Genomic DNA, 16,007 nt, shown 5'->3' on the forward strand with positions numbered 1-16,007 from the left:
CCTATTCTTGAGTGATTTCCGGAGCCCAAATCGAAATTACCGCGCAAGATCACTTGGCACAGAACGTGATTACTTACAGCCAGTAGATTGTTGAACAATCATGAGGCCTGAGCGTGACCAACGGACTTTCCTTAGCCGACCAAATCACCCTGGAACTGCGCGCCGACATCATCAGCGGCCGCTTGTTGCCAGGTATGGCCCTGATAGAGAACAACCTGGTTTCAGCCTACAACGCCTCGCGCAACACCATCCGCGAAGCGTTACACCGCCTGGGTCAGGATGGGTTGACCCGTTACGTACGCAACAAAGGGGTGATGGTTCGCAGGTTAGGTGTCGATGATGTGCGAGATCTGTTCAGGGTCCGTCGCACCTTGGAGCTCCAAGCCATCTTGGGCAGCCAACCATTGCGTGAGTATCAATCCGACCGGATGCTTGAAGCCCTTGAGGCGGCGGACTTGGCTCGGGAGCGTGAGGACTGGCGTTCGGTCGGCACCCATGGCCTGGCCTTTCATCAGCACATCGTCGGCTTGATGCGCAGTCCGTTGCTCGATGAGTTTTTCACTAATGTGGTTGCACAACTGCGCCTGGTGTTCAGCTCCGCGCCCGATGAGGCGTGTTTCCAGGCTCCGTGGTTGGCTCGTGACCGGTACATCCATGATTCGCTGGCCGAAGGCGACAAGCTTGCGGCTCACGAAGCCATGGGTCTTTACCTCGACGATTCCGAGCAACTGCTTTTGCAGTTGCTGGCTCCCACCCATCACCAATGATCAAGGACCTGCGCCATGTACAAAGACTACCCAGCCGCCTACCAGGTCAGCAAAGGTTCTGCCCTGCAGGTGGATAAACCTTTCTACGAACGAATTCGCGCGCAGCAGGACAAGCGGACCCTGATCGAACAGTTCGAGGTGCCGATCCGTACCGGTCGCGCCTGGCACGTACCGGCCGGGCATGTGTTCCGCATCACGACGCCAGTAGGGCCCCAGGTGGGGGACTTCAACGTCTGGAACGCCAACGATCCGCGGGAACGCTTGTGGGCGGCGCGCACGCGCCAGCTCCAGGGCGCCCACGTCAGCACCCATGATCGGTTGTGGTCGAACCTGCCATTCCTGCGACCCTTGGTGACCATCACCGATGACAGCCTGGCAGGCTATGGCATCGACGAGCATGGCGGACGACTGCACGATCTGCTTGGTACGCGCTGTGATCCGTATGTGAACAGGATGCTGACAGGGGAGGATTTCCATCATCACTGCCATTCGAACCTGACCCGTGCGGTGTTGCCCCACGGCCTGACGGAGTTCGATGTGCACGATGTACTGAATATTTTCCAGTGCACGGGGCTTAACCATGACGACATGTACTTCATGAAGGCCTGTCCGGCGCAGAAGGGTGATTACCTGGAGTTCTTTGCCGAGATCGATCTGTTGTGTGCTTTGTCCACCTGCCCGGGGGGGACCTGTCGCTGGCCATGTGGGGGCCGGATGCACAGGATCCTCTCAGCGTCTGTCGTCCGCTGGGTGTGGAGATCTATCGGTTGGAGGATTCATTGCTGGAAGGCTGGAGCCAGCCTGAGCGGGCGGCATACAAAGGGATGCATGGCTTGCACATCGCCAAGGCGGATTGGGAGAAGTAGTGCCATCGGCGCGGCAAGGCCCGGAGCTTGTGTGGCGAGGGAGCTTGCTCCCGCTGGGCTGCGCAGCAGCCCCAACAGTCACGATTCAATCAGCCAGGCACACCGAGCCAGTAGCTTTGAGGGCCGCTTCGCGCCCCAGCGGGAGCAAGCTCCCTCGCCACGAGATCGGTGTGTGAGGTCGCGGTTAACGATCCTTGGCTTCTTTCGCATCCATTTCCGCATTGCGCTCGGCAACACGCTTGCGCTGTTCATCCGTCAGTTCGACCTTGTTGGCGGTGTCGCGCAGCATCATCAGACCACCAACGATCGAGCCGATTGCAACAATCAGAATCAACCAGGCATACCAGGGCATAGGGCTCTCCTTGATGGCGCGATGGACGGACGAACATTCGTCGATCCATCGCCCCTACCACTTATGAGCGAAGGTTGTTCGCAGTGGTTCAATACTACGCCCGTTCGGCTGGCTTCACCTCAAAGCCCGGTCAGCATCGCATCGGCGGGCGCGTCTGCGCGCAATTGTGCGGTGAGGATGAAGTAGACGAAGCCCACTGCCATGAACCCGAGGAAGATCAGCCCGATCAGTGCGTTGAACCAGGCCATCGCCACCAGGCACACCACCGCCAGCGCCAGGGCGATTCCCGGCACGATCGGATAACCCGGTGCGCGGAAAGTACGTTCCAGGTTGGGTTCGGTTTTACGCAATTTGAACAGGCTGAGCATGCTCATGATGTACATGACGATGGCGCCGAACACGGCCATGGTGATCATCGCCGCTGTCAGGGTCATGCCGCCGAGGTTGATCAGGCCGTCGCTGTAGATCGCGGCAATGCCGATCAGTCCACCGGCGATGATCGCCCGGTGCGGGGTCTGGAAACGTGACAGTTTGGCCAGGGAGGCGGGCAGGTAGCCGGCGCGGGCAAGGGCGAAGAACTGCCGCGAGTAGCCCAGGATGATCCCGTGGAAACTCGCCACCAGGCCGAACAGGCCGATCCAGACCAGCATGTGCAGCCAGCCGGAGCTTTCGCCGACCACGGTTTTCATGGCTTGGGGCAGGGGATCGTTGATGTTCGACAGGGTGCGCCAATCGCCGACGCCGCCGGCAAAGAACATCACACCCATCGCCAGGAACACCAGGGTCAGGATGCCGCTGATGTAGGCCTTGGGAATCGTGCGTTTCGGGTCCTTGGCTTCTTCGGCGGCCATGGCAGCGCCTTCGATGGCCAGGAAGAACCAGATGGCGAAGGGGATCGCAGCGAACATGCCGGCAATGGCTGGGGCGCCGAACACATCCGAACCGGCCCAGCCGTTCAGGGCAAAGCTGCTGAAACTGAATGCCGGGGCCACGACGCCCATGAACACTAGCAGTTCGGCCACCGCCAGGACGCAGACAATCAGCTCGAATGTCGCCGCCAATTTGACCCCGAGGATGTTCAGGCCCATGAACACGATATAGGCGCCGACCGCGGCGTGTTTCGGGTCCAGCGCCGGGAACTGCACGTTCAGGTAGGCGCCGATGGCCAGGGCAATGGCCGGCGGCGCGAAGACGAATTCGATCAGTGTCGCCAGCCCTGCAATCAATCCGCCTTTCTCGCCGAAGGCGCGACGGCTGTAGGCAAACGGCCCGCCGGCATGAGGGATGGCGGTGGTCAGTTCGGTGAAACTGAAAATGAAGCAGGTGTACATGGCCGCCACCATGAAGGACGTCACCAGGAAACCCAGCGTCCCGGCCACGCCCCAGCCATAGCTCCAGCCGAAATACTCGCCGGAAATCACCAGGCCGACGGCAATGCCCCATAAATGCAGGGTGCCCAGGGTGGGTTTGAGTTGTGTGTTCATCGGTGGCTCCCCTCGATCCATAGCAAAAGCGCTGGGGAGGGGCAGTGCAGTGGGCGTGCCAGTGTGGCGGGAACGGTCGTAATAGGTGAAATCGTGTCGTATCGGGGATGTTCGCTACCGGATGGCCTGGTTTTGTGCCCCAGTTCGGAGCGTCGGCGCCTGTCCGGGCCTCATCGCGAGCAAGCTCGCTCCCACAGGGTGGACACAGATTCTGTATTCACAACAGATCAAAATGTGGGAGCGAGCGTGCTCGCGATAGGGCCAGCCCAGCCAACCAACCCGTCATTTTTTACACTTTCTTTATCCCCCATGCCCTCTCTCGATCTCGTTCCTTTACAGCCTCCCTGCCGACAATCACTCCACACACGGCACGACGCCGTATCACGGAGAAATCCCATGAGTGTTCTGGACGGGGTGTCGCTGCTGCTGGCAGTGGCGCTGTTCATCTATCTGCTGGTTGCGCTGTTGCGCGCCGATCGGAACTAGGAGCGGCTATGCACGGTTATGACTACGGGCTGATCCTCGCCTTTTTCGCCCTGGTGCTGATTCCGGCACCGTTTCTGGGGCGTTTTTACTACCGGGTGATGGAAGGCCAGCGCACCTGGCTCTCCCCGATCCTCGGCCCGGTGGAGCGCGGTTGCTATCGCCTGGCCGGTGTCGATTCCAGCGCTGAGCAAAGCTGGCAGAAATACACCCTGGCCATGCTCGCGTTCAACCTGGCGGGTTTTGTGCTGCTGTTTGCGGTTCTGCTGCTGCAGGGCCATCTGCCCCTCAATACCGAGCAACTGCCCGGCATGGAGTGGACCCAGGCCTTCAATACGGCCGTGAGTTTCATGACCAACACCAACTGGCAGTCCTACAGCGGTGAAGCGTCCCTGAGTTACCTGAGCCAGATGGTCGGCCTGACCGTGCAGAACTTCGTCAGCGCCGCCACCGGCCTGGCCGTGCTGGTGGCGCTGTGTCGCGGGATCGGGCGCAAGTCCGCCACGACACTGGGTAATTTCTGGGTCGACATGACCCGTGCCACCCTCTACGGGTTGTTGCCGCTGTGCCTGCTGCTGGCGTTGTTCCTGGTCTGGCAGGGCGTGCCGCAGACCTTCGCGCACTATGTGCACGGGGTCACGATGCAGGGCGCCGACCAAGTCATCCCGCTGGGGCCGGCCGCCAGCCAGATCGCGATCAAGCAACTGGGTACCAACGGCGGCGGTTTCTTCGGCGTCAACTCGGCGCACCCGTTCGAAAACCCGACGGCCTGGAGCAACTTGTTCGAAGTCGCTTCGATCATCCTGATTCCCGCCGCGCTGGTGTTCACCTTCGGCCATTACGTCAAGGACCTGCGTCAGAGCCGCGCGATCATCGCTTGCATGCTGGCGCTGTTCCTGATCGGTGGGGCGACGTCGCTGTGGGCCGAATACCAGCCCAACCCGGGCCTGAACAATCCTGCCGTCGAACAGACCGCGCCGCTGGAAGGCAAGGAGACGCGCTTCGGCACCACCGCCACGGTGCTGTGGTCGGTGACGACCACGGCAGCGTCCAACGGCTCGGTCAACGCCATGCATGACAGTCTCAACCCGCTCAGTGGCATGGTGGCCCTGGTGAACATGATGGTCGGCGAGGTGATCTTCGGCGGCGTCGGGGCTGGGCTCTACGGCATGCTGTTGAACGTGTTGATCGCGGTGTTCCTGGCCGGCTTGATGATCGGTCGCACCCCGGAGTACCTGGGCAAGAAGCTGGGCGCCCGAGAGGTGCAACTGTTGGTGGCGACCCTGCTGGTGATGCCCGTCAGCGTGCTGGTGCTGGGTGCCGTCGCCGCGAGCCTGCCCGGGCCTGCCGCAGCGGTGAGCAACCCGGGTGCCCACGGTTTCAGCCAGTTGTTGTACGCCTACACCTCGGCGGGAGCGAACAACGGTTCGGCATTCGGCGGGTTCGGCGCCAATACACCCTTTCATAACCTGATGCTGGGCCTGGGCATGTTGATCGGCCGGTTCGGCTACATCCTGCCGGTGCTGGCATTGGCTGGCAGCCTGGCCTTGAAGAAGAGCGCGCCGATTGGCCAGAACAGCTTTCCCACCCACGGCCCGCTGTTCGTGACCTTGTTGACCGTGACCATCCTGCTGGTGGGCGGCTTGACCTTCCTGCCGACCCTGGCGCTGGGGCCGATTGCCGAACACCTGAGCATGGGCTTCTGAGGACCTGATGATGAATATGCCGATGAGCAAAGCCGTCGCCGCCAAGGCGCCGGAACAACCGAAGACCCACCTGTCGGCCCTCTGGCGGCCAGCGTTGGTGCAAGCCTTCGTCAAGCTCGATCCTCGCCAGTTGCACCGGGCCCCGGTGATGCTGGTGGTGGAACTGACCGCGATCCTCACCACTGTGTTGTGCTTCATTCCCGACACTACGGTGCCGACGTTCGTCGCCGCGCAGATTGCACTGTGGCTGTGGTTCACCGTGCTGTTCGCCAACTTCGCCGAAGCCTTGGCCGAAGGGCGCGGCAAGGCCCGGGCCGACAGCCTCAAGGCCGGCAGCGAAGGCCTCAATGCACGTCGCCAGACTGCCAGCGGGTTTGAAACAGTCCCCGCCACTCGTCTGCGCAAAGGCGATGTGGTGCGCGTCGAGGCCGGCGACATGATCCCCGGCGACGGTGAGGTGATTGACGGCATCGCCGCGGTCAACGAGGCGGCGATCACTGGCGAATCGGCGCCGGTCATCCGCGAGTCCGGCGGCGATCGCTCGGCTGTCACCGGCAATACGCGGCTGGTCTCTGACTGGCTGCTGATACGCATCACCAGCAATCCCGGCGAGTCCACCCTGGACCGCATGATCGCTTTGGTGGAAGGCGCCAAGCGCCAGAAAACGCCGAACGAGGTGGCGCTGGATATCCTGCTGATCGGTCTGACGCTGATCTTCCTGTTGGTGGTGGTGACGCTGCAACCGTTCGCCCATTTCGCCAACGCCAGCCTGCCGCTGGTGTTTCTGGTGGCGCTGCTGGTCACCTTGATTCCCACCACCATCGGCGGGCTGCTGTCGGCCATCGGCATCGCCGGGATGGATCGGTTGGTGCGCCTGAACGTGATCGCCAAATCCGGCCGTGCGGTCGAGGCGGCGGGAGACGTGCATGTGCTGATGCTGGACAAGACCGGCACCATCACCTTTGGCAATCGGCGTTGTACCGCGGTCTATGCCGCCCCCGGCGTGAGTGCCAAGGAACTGGCCGAAGGCGCGCTGTTCGCCTCGTTGGCTGACGACACGGCCGAGGGCAAGTCCATCGTCGAGTACCTGCGAGGTTTGCACCCACAGCCCGAGCCGGGCGTCGACGCACTGACGGCCGTGCCGTTCAGTGCCGAAACCCGTCTGTCCGGGGTCGACTATCAGGGGCGCATCTACCGTAAGGGTGCCGTGGATTCCTTGCTGGATTTCATCGGTCTTGCACGCAATGAATTGCCGTCGGCCCTGGCGCGGGAGGTCGACAAGATCGCCCAGAGCGGCGGTACGCCGTTGCTGGTGTGCGTGGACGGCAAGCTGCTCGGCGCTATCCATCTCAAGGACGTGGTCAAGCCCGGCATACGTGAGCGGTTTGCCGAGCTGCGCAAGCTGGGGATTCGCACGGTGATGGTCACCGGTGACAACCCGCTGACTGCCGCCGCGATTGCCGCCGAGGCCGGTGTCGACGACGTGTTGGCGGAGGCCACGCCGGAGAAAAAGCTGGCACGTATCCGTCACGAGCAAAATGACGGTCGGCTGGTGGCCATGTGCGGCGACGGCGCGAACGACGCCCCGGCCCTGGCCCAGGCTGATGTCGGCATGGCGATGAACGACGGCACCCAGGCCGCGCGGGAAGCGGCCAACATGGTCGACCTCGACAGCGACCCGACCAAATTGCTGGACGTCGTGCAGATCGGCAAGGAGCTGTTGGTGACCCGTGGGGCGCTGACCACCTTTTCCATCGCCAACGACATCGCCAAGTATTTCGCCATCCTGCCGGCACTGTTCGCGTCGATTTATCCACAGCTCGGCGTGCTGAACGTGATGCACCTGAACAGCCCGCAGAGCGCGATTTTGTCGGCCATTGTCTTCAACGCCTTGATCATCGTCGTGCTCATCCCTCTGGCCCTGCGCGGCGTGCGCGTGCAAGCGGCAAGCGCGGCGGCGCTGTTGCGGCGCAATCTGTTGATCTATGGCCTGGGCGGGATCGTGGTGCCGTTCGTGGGGATCAAGGCGATCGATATGTTGCTGACGGCATTGCACCTGGTTTGAGCCTGATGTTCGGTGCACAGATTTTTTGTGCCAGGAGAGGTTTTGTGGCGAGGGAGCAAGCTCCCTCGCCACGATGAATTTTTTGATTCGAGGATTTTGAAATGTCCACTCTGATTCGCCCGGCCTTGAGCCTGTTATTGTTGATGAGCCTGATCACCGGTGTCGCCTACCCACTGGTGGTCACCGGCGTGGCGCAAGTCGCCTTTCCCGCCCAAGCCAACGGCAGCCTGATCGTCGATGCCGCCGGCAAGGTCCGTGGCTCAATGCTGATCGCCCAGGACTTCACCGGCGATGCCTGGTTTCATCCACGGCCATCGGCCGGTGCCTTCGCCACGGTCGCCAGCGGCGCCAGTAATTTCTCCCCGAGCAATCCGGCCCTGGCCACACGGGTGATCGATGACGCCCGCAAACTTCAGGTGCCGGGTCAGGGGCCGGTGCCGCTGGCATTGCTGACCACCTCCGGCAGCGGGCTGGATCCGCACTTGCCTCCGGCGGCAATTGCCTATCAACTGGCGCGTGTCGCCGCCGCGCGCAACCTGCCGGCCTCGACCTTGCAGCAATTGCTCGACGACAACATCGAGCAACCCCTGGTGGGCCCACCGGTGGTGAATGTGCTGGCGCTGAACCTGGCCCTGGAAAAACTGTAGAACCTGTGGGAGTAGCGCCTGTGGGAGCAAAGCTTGCTCGCGATGAACGATAACGCGGTCCATCCGTTGAACTGTGTCGTCTTGATCGCGAGCAAGCTTTGCTCCCACAGGTCCAGTGCCCATATGCTTTGCTCCCACAGGTCCGGCTCCCACAGGGTGTTTGATCAATATTTGAAAGAGATTTCCACGCCATGAGCGACTCCGGCCGCGCCGACGCACTGTTAGCCAATCTGCCCCGTAACGGCCGTGGTCGGCTCAAGGTCTTCCTGGGCGCGGCCCCCGGTGTCGGCAAGACCTACGCCATGCTGCAAGCGGCTCACACCCAACTGCGCCAAGGCGTGACGGTCATCGCCGGGGTGGTGGAAACTCACGGTCGTGCCGAAACCGAAGCGCTGCTCGGCGGCCTGGCGCAGCAGCCGTTGGTGCGCTCGGAATATCGTGGCGTGATGCTCGAGGAAATGGATCTCGATGGCTTGCTCGTCGCTCGGCCGCGCCTGGTCCTGGTGGACGAACTGGCCCACAGCAACGCCCCCGGCAGCCGCCATGCCAAGCGCTGGCAGGACATTCAGGAACTGCTCGCGGCGGGCATCGACGTCTACACCACGGTCAATGTCCAGCATCTGGAAAGCCTCAACGACCAAGTGCGCGGCATCACCGGCGTGCAGGTGCGCGAGACGTTGCCGGACTGGGTCCTGCAGGAAGCCGATGAACTGCTGCTGATCGACCTGCCACCCCGTGAGCTGCTGGAGCGTCTGCGCGATGGCAAGGTCTACGTGCCGGAACAGGCCCGGGCGGCGATCGATGCGTTTTTCTCCCAGACCAACCTGACCGCGTTGCGTGAGCTGGCGATGCAGACCGCCGCCGCCCAGGTCGACAATGACCTGGCCCTGGGCTATCGACAACTGGGCCAGGCCGCGCCGGCAGTGCGCGGACGCTTGCTGGTGGGGGTGGACGGTGATGTGCAGGCTGAACGCCTGGTGCGCCATGCCAGCCGCGTCGCTCAGCGTCGGCATTTGCCCTGGAGCCTGGTGCACGTGGACAACGGCAGCGCCCGTGACGAGGCCTCGCGCCAGCGCCTGCAGAATGCCCAGCAACTGGCTGAACGCCTCGGTGGCGAAGTGGTGCTGCTGCGGGCCGGTGAAGTGGCCAGGACGCTGATCCAGCACGCCAGCGAACGTCGCGCCACGCTGGTGCTGGTGGGGCAGTCCCGGCCGCGCCTGCGCCGACGGCTGTTTGGCGGCGGCCTCGCTTCGCGCCTGCTGCGCGGTGCCCGGGGCCTGGAAATCAACGTGCTGGACAGCGATGAGCAACCGCGTCCCGCCCGCGTGCACTCAGGCGCCGTCCAGACCAGGTTCGATTATGTGCTGGCGTTGCTGGCGACCGTGGTGGCCAGCGCATTGGCCTGGGGAATCTCGGGATTGCTGGCGTTGCCCAATATCTCCCTCGTGTTCCTGATGGCAGTGTTGCTGGTGGCCGTACGCAGCAGCCTCGGCCCGGCGCTGGCCTGTGCGGCGCTGTCGTTCCTGGCCTATGATTTCCTGTTCATCCCGCCGAATTTTTCCCTGACCATCCAGCGCGAAGAAGATGTGCTGACGCTGGTGTTTTTCCTGCTCATGGCGGCCCTGACCGGCAACCTGGCCGCTCGCCAGCGCCGCCAGTTGCAGGCCCTGCGCGACACCCAACAGGAAACCGGCGAGCTGCTGGACCTGTCGCGCAAACTCACTGCCGCCACCGACCGCCAGGCCGTGATCAGCGCCGCAGCGCAGCACCTCAACGGTTGGCACGACTTGCAGCTATGCCTGCTCGACCGCGACAGCCAGGGCGATTGGAAGGTCGAAAGCGGTGAGCCGTTGACCCTCACCGAGGCCGAGCGCGCGGCGGCCGATTGGTCCTGGCAGCACGATCAGTCGGCCGGCGCCGGCACCGGGACACTGCCCTCCGGGCGTTGGTGGTGGTGGCCGTTGTCGGCGGAAGGCGGACCGCTGGCCTTGCTGGGCGTCTGCCCGAAAGAAGGCCAACCCCTGAGTGGTCAGCGTCGCCGTTTGCTGGCGGCCCTCAGTCAGCCATTGGCCCAGGCGCTGGCTCGGGCGCAACTGGCCCAGGACCTGGAGGCGGCGCGTCTGCATGGCGAAACCGAGCAACTGCGCAGCGCTTTGCTGGCGTCCGTGTCCCACGATCTGCGCACACCGCTGACCGCCATGCGCGGCAGCATCGACAGCCTGTTGGCGCTGGGGGAGGCGATCCCGCTGGCCGATCGTCGCGAGCTGCTCGAAGGCACCCGCGATGAAGCCGAGCGGTTGGATCGCTACATCCAGAACTTGCTGGACATGACTCGTCTGGGCCACGGCGCCCTGAAACTGGCGCGGGACTGGGTGGCACCGGCCGACATCGTTGGCAGTGCGCTGAATCGCCTGCGAGCGGTGTTGGCGCCCCTGGCGCTCACGGTCGAGGTGCCCGCTGAATTGCCCTTGTTGTATGTGCATGCAGCGTTGATCGAGCAGGCCCTGGTGAACGTGCTGGAGAACGCGGCGCGGTTCTCGCCAGCCCAAGGACGCCTGCTGCTGTGTGCCGGGGCGACCGCCAATGAGGTGTTTTTTGCCGTGGCCGATGAAGGCCCCGGGATTCCTGAAGAGGAGCGGGAGAAAATCTTCGATATGTTCTACACCGCCGCGCGCGGTGATCGGGGCGGGCAGGGCACAGGGTTGGGATTGGCGATCTGCCAGGGCATGGTCGGTGCCCACGGCGGGCGAATCAGCGTGGCCGATGGCCTCGACGGACGCGGCACCTGCATCACGTTGCACTTGCCGTTGCAGGCGCAACCGGGCATGGACGATGAAGCTTGAGCCTGGCTGAGATACTCTCTTGTCACTTGCGTGCCTTTCCACTGGATTGCAACGAACGAACCCCATGAGCCAGACCGCGACCCTTTTGGTCATCGATGACGAACCGCAGATCCGCAAATTCTTGCGCATCAGCTTGAGCTCCCAGGGCTACAAGGTGCTGGAAGCCGGCACCGGTGCCGAAGGGCTGGCCCAAGCGGCGCTGAACAAGCCCGATCTGCTGGTGCTCGACCTGGGCCTGCCGGACATGGACGGCCAACAGGTGTTGCGCGAGTTTCGCCAATGGTCGACGGTGCCGGTGCTCGTGCTCTCGGTGCGGGCCAGCGAAGCGCAGAAAGTCGAGGCGTTGGACAACGGCGCCAACGATTACGTGACCAAGCCGTTCGGCATCCAGGAATTCCTCGCCCGTATCCGCGCGTTGTTGCGCCAGGCCCCGGCCGGCGAGCCACAGGAAGCCGCGCTGAAGTTCGGCCCGCTGACGGTGGACCTGGCCTATCGACGGGTGCTGCTGGACGGCACCGAAGTGGCCCTGACCCGTAAGGAATACGCCGTCCTGGCGCAACTGGCGCGGCACCCGGGGCGGGTCATCACCCAGCAACAATTGCTCAAGGACATCTGGGGCCCGACCCACACCGAAGACAGTCACTACCTGCGGATCGTGGTCGGTCACCTGCGCCAGAAGCTGGCCGACGACCCGACCCGGCCGCGGTTCATCGTGACCGAGGCGGGGGTGGGGTATCGGTTGTTGGGGGAGGGTGGGCTTTAGTTCTATGTTGTCCGGGTTGCCGCCATCGCGAGCAAGCTCGCTCCCACAGGGTTCACCACAGATTCAGCGTGGGAGCGAGCTTGCTCGCGATGAGGCCCCCACAGCCAGCGCAAATGCCTAGTTCTGTTCACGCTCATAGCGATCCAGGGTATCGCTGGCAATCTCCCGCCCCAGGGCGATCAACTCCGGCGCCTTGTAGAACTCGAAGAACCGGCACACCCGTTTCGGCACGTTGATCAGCACATCCGGCGGGTAACCCGCGATCTTGTACTGGGCCAGTGAGGTCTGCATCACTTCGAAGCTCTGGTTGATCAAGTCCAGCAACGAAGCCGGGCCGACGTTATCGATGATGAATGAGCCAGTGGCGGATTTCGGTGCGCCTTCGTTCTCTGGCGCGGCAGCCGGTTGTTGGCCCTCGGGCTCGGCCGAGTCGATCCACGGGTTGATCTCGGCGGCCTCGGCTTTCAAGGCTTCCTGCTCCAGCAGCAGCAACTGCTCGGCCTGCTTGCGGCGAAACGGCAGGCGCGAGCCCAGGGAACTGACCAGGGTGTCGAAGCGGCGCCTGAACGCGGCGGGGCGCGGGATCACCGGTAACCGATACTGTTTCTGGTTGGTGGCGTTGAGGTTGACCGCGATGATCAAGTCGCAGTGGCTCGACACCACCGGCACGATCGGCAACGGATTGAGCAGGCCGCCATCCACCAGCATGCGATTGCCTTGCATCACGGGTGTGAACAGGCTGGGAATCGCCGCTGAGGCGCGCATTGCCTGGTGCAGGCAGCCTTCCTGGAACCAGATTTCCTGCTGGTTGGTCAGGTCGGTCGCGACGGCGGTGTAGGGGATGCGCAACTCTTCAATGTTGAGTTCGCCGACGATCTTGCGGATCTGCCCAAAGACCTTCTCGCCGCGGATCGCCCCCAGGCGAAAACTGACGTCCACCAGGCGCAGGACATCCAGGTAATCCAGGCTTTCGATCCAGTTGCGGTACTCCTCGAGCTTGCCCGCCGCATAGATCCCACCCACGACAGCACCCATGGAACAGCCGGCGATGCAGGCAATGTCGTAGCCACGTCGTTCGATTTCTTCGATCACCCCGATATGGGCATAGCCCCGGGCGCCACCCGAGCCCAATACCAATGCGACACGTTTTGTCATGACCCGGCCTCTTGTCGAACAGACTTCAACAATGCACTCATCGACGGCTCGGCTCAATCGTTGTGGCGCAGACGTCGTTTTTTGACACGCTGCGACGGCATTTGCGTATGCTCGGCCACACTTGAATTTACGCGGTCAAGCAAGGCACTTTTCGCCGTTGCCACCGTCTTAACAGCACGACTGTTGACCTGACCTGAGGTGTTATTGATGAAAGCCCGGATCCGCCTGCCCTTGGTGGCATCTTTGATGATTTTGGCCCTGGCCGGTTGCGCAGGTAAAACCGCTTACCGCGACAGTTGCGGCAGCCAGCTCGACAGCGCCTGGCGTGAACTGGACCTGGCCAAGGCCGAAGGCTTTGCCGGCACCGTCAGCTACTCCAAGGCCTTGTCCCTGCTGACAGGCGCCAAGACCCAGCAGCAATTCGAAGCGTTCGAAGGCTGCTCCAAGAAAGCCGAGAAGGCGCGTTTCTACATTCGCGAATCCCGCGCGGGACGATAAAGGCAGCGACAAGCCATCAGCTGCAAGCTACAAGGGAAGGGGACAGAATCTTTTTTCACGGGTAGCTTGCGGCTTGACGCTCAACGTTGTGTACGGAGTACGTCCATGATCGATCGGCTGGTGGCCCGCATATTGGGCCTGGAAGTCCGCCTGTTGGCCTGTCAGGCCCGCTTGAATGCCCACACCGACAGCGAAGCGCTGCATGACCTGCGGACCACGGTGCGCCGTTTGCGCAGCCTGCTTCGTCCGCTGCGTGGGTTGCCCGGCGTCGAACAACTGGAAACGGCGGCTTCGGCGGTGGGTACCCTGACCACGCCCCTGCGCGATCGGGAAGTGTTGGCGGCTTACCTTGAACAACATGGCCTGGCCGAGGCGGCGCGGCGACGCCAGATACAAATGGCCGATGCCTATCCCGCCGTGGCCGCGAGTGTTGAACTGGCCCAGTTGCTGATGATGCTCGATGCCTTCCCGCGCTTCATTCGCGCCGCCCAGCGTGAGGGGCTGCTGAAGGGCTTGCGCAAAAGCATCGAGAAGCGCCTGGACAAACAGTGGAAGAAACTCGGCGAAGCCCTGCGTGATCCGGCCCATGACCGCCACCGGTTGCGCCTGCTGATCAAGCGCGTGCGCTACGCCATCGAAGCTTACCCTGAGCTCGACCGCCTGCCCGAAGCCGCCATGCCACGGCTCAAATCCGCCCAGGGCGCGCTGGGCGACTGGCACGATTGCTGGCAATGGCTGGCCAGGGCCAGGGAAGAAACCGATCTGCAAGCTTGCGTGCCCACCTGGCACGCCACGATGGAAAAGGCTGAGGCCAAGTCCGACAAGGTGCTCGACAAGCTGATTGCCAGTTGCTTCGAAAAATCCTGAATCCACCCCATTTCCCCTTGTGGGAGCGAGCTTGCTCGCGATGGCGGTGGGTCAGTTTGCATACAGGTTGACTGATACACCGCCATCGCGAGCAAGCTCGCTCCCACAGTGGTTGGGGTGGATTCAGGAATCCTCGGCTTTTCTGTCAGCCTCTTTGGCCGGAATGAGCCCTGTGCCGCCTGTCTGGGCTGGTTAAGATGCCTTCATCCTTTTCCCCTGTTTTCGAGGTCGTCATGCGCTTTTCCGAGTTGATCGATGCCGTGCGCCGGCAGCCAGGTGCTGTGACCATCGCGCCGGAATGGGGCCAGGGCCGGGCCAGTTTTGGTGGGTTGGTGGCGGCGCTGCAATATGAGGCTATGCGTGCCCAAGTGCCGGCGGATCGCCCGGTGCGTTCCCTGGCGATTACCTTTGTCGGCCCGGTCGAGCCCGACGTGCCGGTCAGTTTCGAAGTCGAGGTGTTGCGAGAAGGCAAGGCGGTAAGCCAAGTGTTGGGGCGTGCGGTGCAGAACGGTCAGGTGGTGACCGTGGTGCAAGGCAGCTTTGGTGCCTCGCGCTCGTCCGTGGTGGCGGTGCAGGCCGACCCCGCGCCGGAATTCAAGAGCGTGGAGCAATGCCAGGAACTGCCTTACGTCAAGGGCATGACTCCGGAATTCATGCGGCACCTGGCAATGCGCTGGAGCGTCGGCGGCTTGCCGTTCAGCGGCAATAAATCCCGGAGCATGGGCGGCTGGGTGCGCTTGCGCGGCGATGTGCAGGAGGAGCCGCTGAACGAAAGCCATATCCTGGCCTTGGTGGACGCCTGGCCCCCGGCGTTGTTGCCTCACCTCTCGCAAATGGCCCCGGGCAGCACGCTCACGTGGACCATTGAGTTCGTCCAGCCGCTGCTGGACCTCACGACACTGGACTGGTGCAAGTACCTGGCCGAGATCGAACATGCCCAGGACGGCTACGGCCATGTCGCCGCGAAATTCTGGAGCGCCGATGGCCGCTTGATCGCCCTGAGCCGGCAGACGGTAACGATCTTCGGGTAAGGTTGCTTCGGCTAAGGTTTACGGTGGTGACGGTGGCGATCACGCCAGGCGCGCCACCAGCCACCGCTGAAAAAGAACCGCGGAAAAGTCAGGAACTGCTCCACCAACAGGCGCGACACGGCATCCTTGCGATCGCTGAACGGCTCGGAGGCCTGGGCCTCCAGGCTGTGTCCGTGACGCTGCAAGCCGAGTGCAGCGAGCAGGCCGATGACGCCGATGGCGACGTCCCCCAGGCTCAAGCTGAATACTCCCGTCACAATCAGCAGAAACGCGATGATGAACAGCGGCACAGCAATCAGGTGCAACACCAGGTTGGTGGGGTGGCGATGATTGTCGGGGTAGGCGCGCCATTGCCAGGCTGGAAGATTGGGGTGACGTTTGCCCATGATGCTATTCCTCGATTCGTGTGCACTTATGCTTGAAGAATAGGTGCCGCCCAGGGCGCCTGCGAATCGAGGTTGGTTATCGGGGCGATAGAGT

14 protein-coding genes and 1 pseudogene are annotated in these 16,007 nt (G+C 62.9%); 11 read left to right on the top strand and 4 right to left on the bottom strand.

Annotation, left to right across the window (positions count from 1 at the left end; all coding sequences use genetic code 11):
- Positions 1-113: 113 nt before the first annotated feature.
- Together ACZ5M5_RS08800 and ACZ5M5_RS08805 are read left to right on the top strand one after the other, a co-directional pair.
- Positions 114-767, top strand: coding sequence for a GntR family transcriptional regulator (locus tag ACZ5M5_RS08800; protein ID WP_103308845.1), 654 nt, complete (start codon positions 114-116; stop codon positions 765-767).
- Positions 768-782: 15 nt separating this feature from the next.
- Positions 783-1,633, top strand: a pseudogene (locus ACZ5M5_RS08805) (urea carboxylase-associated family protein).
- A gap of 184 nt (positions 1,634-1,817) precedes the next feature.
- Here ACZ5M5_RS08805 and ACZ5M5_RS08810 read toward each other — a convergent pair.
- Both ACZ5M5_RS08810 and eat read right to left on the bottom strand, forming a co-directional pair.
- Complete coding sequence (locus ACZ5M5_RS08810) at positions 1,818-1,985, bottom strand: DUF2897 family protein (RefSeq protein ID WP_003183831.1); 168 nt, start codon at positions 1,983-1,985, stop codon at positions 1,818-1,820.
- 119 nt (positions 1,986-2,104) lie between these two features.
- Positions 2,105-3,469, bottom strand: coding sequence for an ethanolamine permease (gene eat / locus ACZ5M5_RS08815; protein ID WP_014337249.1), 1,365 nt, complete (start codon positions 3,467-3,469; stop codon positions 2,105-2,107).
- A 396-nt stretch (positions 3,470-3,865) separates the two neighbouring features.
- Here eat and kdpF point away from each other — a divergent pair, with 396 nt between their 5' ends.
- The 6 genes from kdpF to ACZ5M5_RS08845 all read left to right on the top strand — a co-directional run bounded on the left by kdpF (position 3,866) and on the right by ACZ5M5_RS08845 (position 11,976).
- The gene (gene kdpF, locus ACZ5M5_RS08820; RefSeq protein ID WP_003218754.1) at positions 3,866-3,955 is read left to right on the top strand and encodes a K(+)-transporting ATPase subunit F; all 90 of its coding nucleotides are present in this window, start codon (positions 3,866-3,868) and stop codon (positions 3,953-3,955) included.
- Between the two features lie 8 nt (positions 3,956-3,963).
- Positions 3,964-5,658: a potassium-transporting ATPase subunit KdpA gene (kdpA, locus tag ACZ5M5_RS08825; RefSeq protein ID WP_464738902.1), complete on the top strand. Its 1,695-nt coding sequence runs from the start codon at positions 3,964-3,966 to the stop codon at positions 5,656-5,658.
- Positions 5,659-5,668: 10 nt separating this feature from the next.
- Entirely contained in the window at positions 5,669-7,723 is a 2,055-nt protein-coding gene (gene kdpB, locus ACZ5M5_RS08830) for a potassium-transporting ATPase subunit KdpB (protein ID WP_103308848.1), read from the top strand.
- 101 nt (positions 7,724-7,824) lie between these two features.
- Positions 7,825-8,370 carry a potassium-transporting ATPase subunit KdpC gene (gene kdpC / locus ACZ5M5_RS08835; protein WP_060738566.1) on the top strand — a complete coding sequence of 182 codons (546 nt, stop codon included), beginning with the start codon at positions 7,825-7,827 and terminating at the stop codon, positions 8,368-8,370.
- A 191-nt stretch (positions 8,371-8,561) separates the two neighbouring features.
- Positions 8,562-11,213 carry a DUF4118 domain-containing protein gene (locus ACZ5M5_RS08840; protein WP_464738903.1) on the top strand — a complete coding sequence of 884 codons (2,652 nt, stop codon included), beginning with the start codon at positions 8,562-8,564 and terminating at the stop codon, positions 11,211-11,213.
- 64 nt (positions 11,214-11,277) lie between these two features.
- Entirely contained in the window at positions 11,278-11,976 is a 699-nt protein-coding gene (locus tag ACZ5M5_RS08845; protein ID WP_060738564.1) for a response regulator, read from the top strand.
- A gap of 117 nt (positions 11,977-12,093) precedes the next feature.
- On the opposite strand, the gene ACZ5M5_RS08850 is transcribed toward ACZ5M5_RS08845, so the two are convergent.
- On the bottom strand, positions 12,094-13,131 hold the full coding sequence (locus ACZ5M5_RS08850; protein WP_207281367.1) for a patatin-like phospholipase family protein: 1,038 nt from the start codon (positions 13,129-13,131) through the stop codon (positions 12,094-12,096).
- Positions 13,132-13,338: 207 nt separating this feature from the next.
- Here ACZ5M5_RS08850 and ACZ5M5_RS08855 point away from each other — a divergent pair, with 207 nt between their 5' ends.
- The 3 genes from ACZ5M5_RS08855 to ACZ5M5_RS08865 all read left to right on the top strand — a co-directional run bounded on the left by ACZ5M5_RS08855 (position 13,339) and on the right by ACZ5M5_RS08865 (position 15,527).
- On the top strand, positions 13,339-13,629 hold the full coding sequence (locus ACZ5M5_RS08855; RefSeq protein WP_060738562.1) for a hypothetical protein: 291 nt from the start codon (positions 13,339-13,341) through the stop codon (positions 13,627-13,629).
- A 105-nt stretch (positions 13,630-13,734) separates the two neighbouring features.
- Positions 13,735-14,496 carry a CHAD domain-containing protein gene (locus ACZ5M5_RS08860; RefSeq protein WP_103309625.1) on the top strand — a complete coding sequence of 254 codons (762 nt, stop codon included), beginning with the start codon at positions 13,735-13,737 and terminating at the stop codon, positions 14,494-14,496.
- Positions 14,497-14,729: 233 nt separating this feature from the next.
- Positions 14,730-15,527: an acyl-CoA thioesterase gene (locus ACZ5M5_RS08865; protein ID WP_060738560.1), complete on the top strand. Its 798-nt coding sequence runs from the start codon at positions 14,730-14,732 to the stop codon at positions 15,525-15,527.
- An 11-nt stretch (positions 15,528-15,538) separates the two neighbouring features.
- Here ACZ5M5_RS08865 and ACZ5M5_RS08870 read toward each other — a convergent pair whose 3' ends face one another.
- Positions 15,539-15,913 carry a terminase gene (locus tag ACZ5M5_RS08870; RefSeq protein ID WP_103309627.1) on the bottom strand — a complete coding sequence of 125 codons (375 nt, stop codon included), beginning with the start codon at positions 15,911-15,913 and terminating at the stop codon, positions 15,539-15,541.
- Between the last annotated feature and the right edge of the window lie 94 nt (positions 15,914-16,007).

It is taken from the genome of Pseudomonas sp. Van50 (assembly GCF_055390755.1).

Excerpts from the sequence above, each read along its gene's own strand:
- ACZ5M5_RS08810 (WP_003183831.1), bottom strand. The coding sequence starts at position 1,985 with ATGCCCTGGTATGCCTGGTTGATTCTGATTGTTGCAATCGGCTCGATC.
- kdpF (WP_003218754.1), top strand. The coding sequence starts at position 3,866 with ATGAGTGTTCTGGACGGGGTGTCGCTGCTGCTGGCAGTGGCGCTGTTC.
- kdpC (WP_060738566.1), top strand. The coding sequence starts at position 7,825 with ATGTCCACTCTGATTCGCCCGGCCTTGAGCCTGTTATTGTTGATGAGC.
- ACZ5M5_RS08845 (WP_060738564.1), top strand. The coding sequence starts at position 11,278 with ATGAGCCAGACCGCGACCCTTTTGGTCATCGATGACGAACCGCAGATC.
- kdpA (WP_464738902.1), top strand. The coding sequence starts at position 3,964 with ATGCACGGTTATGACTACGGGCTGATCCTCGCCTTTTTCGCCCTGGTG.
- ACZ5M5_RS08840 (WP_464738903.1), top strand. The coding sequence starts at position 8,562 with ATGAGCGACTCCGGCCGCGCCGACGCACTGTTAGCCAATCTGCCCCGT.
- eat (WP_014337249.1), bottom strand. The coding sequence starts at position 3,469 with ATGAACACACAACTCAAACCCACCCTGGGCACCCTGCATTTATGGGGC.
- ACZ5M5_RS08870 (WP_103309627.1), bottom strand. The coding sequence starts at position 15,913 with ATGGGCAAACGTCACCCCAATCTTCCAGCCTGGCAATGGCGCGCCTAC.
- ACZ5M5_RS08860 (WP_103309625.1), top strand. The coding sequence starts at position 13,735 with ATGATCGATCGGCTGGTGGCCCGCATATTGGGCCTGGAAGTCCGCCTG.
- ACZ5M5_RS08850 (WP_207281367.1), bottom strand. The coding sequence starts at position 13,131 with ATGACAAAACGTGTCGCATTGGTATTGGGCTCGGGTGGCGCCCGGGGC.
- ACZ5M5_RS08865 (WP_060738560.1), top strand. The coding sequence starts at position 14,730 with ATGCGCTTTTCCGAGTTGATCGATGCCGTGCGCCGGCAGCCAGGTGCT.
- kdpB (WP_103308848.1), top strand. The coding sequence starts at position 5,669 with ATGAATATGCCGATGAGCAAAGCCGTCGCCGCCAAGGCGCCGGAACAA.
- ACZ5M5_RS08855 (WP_060738562.1), top strand. The coding sequence starts at position 13,339 with ATGAAAGCCCGGATCCGCCTGCCCTTGGTGGCATCTTTGATGATTTTG.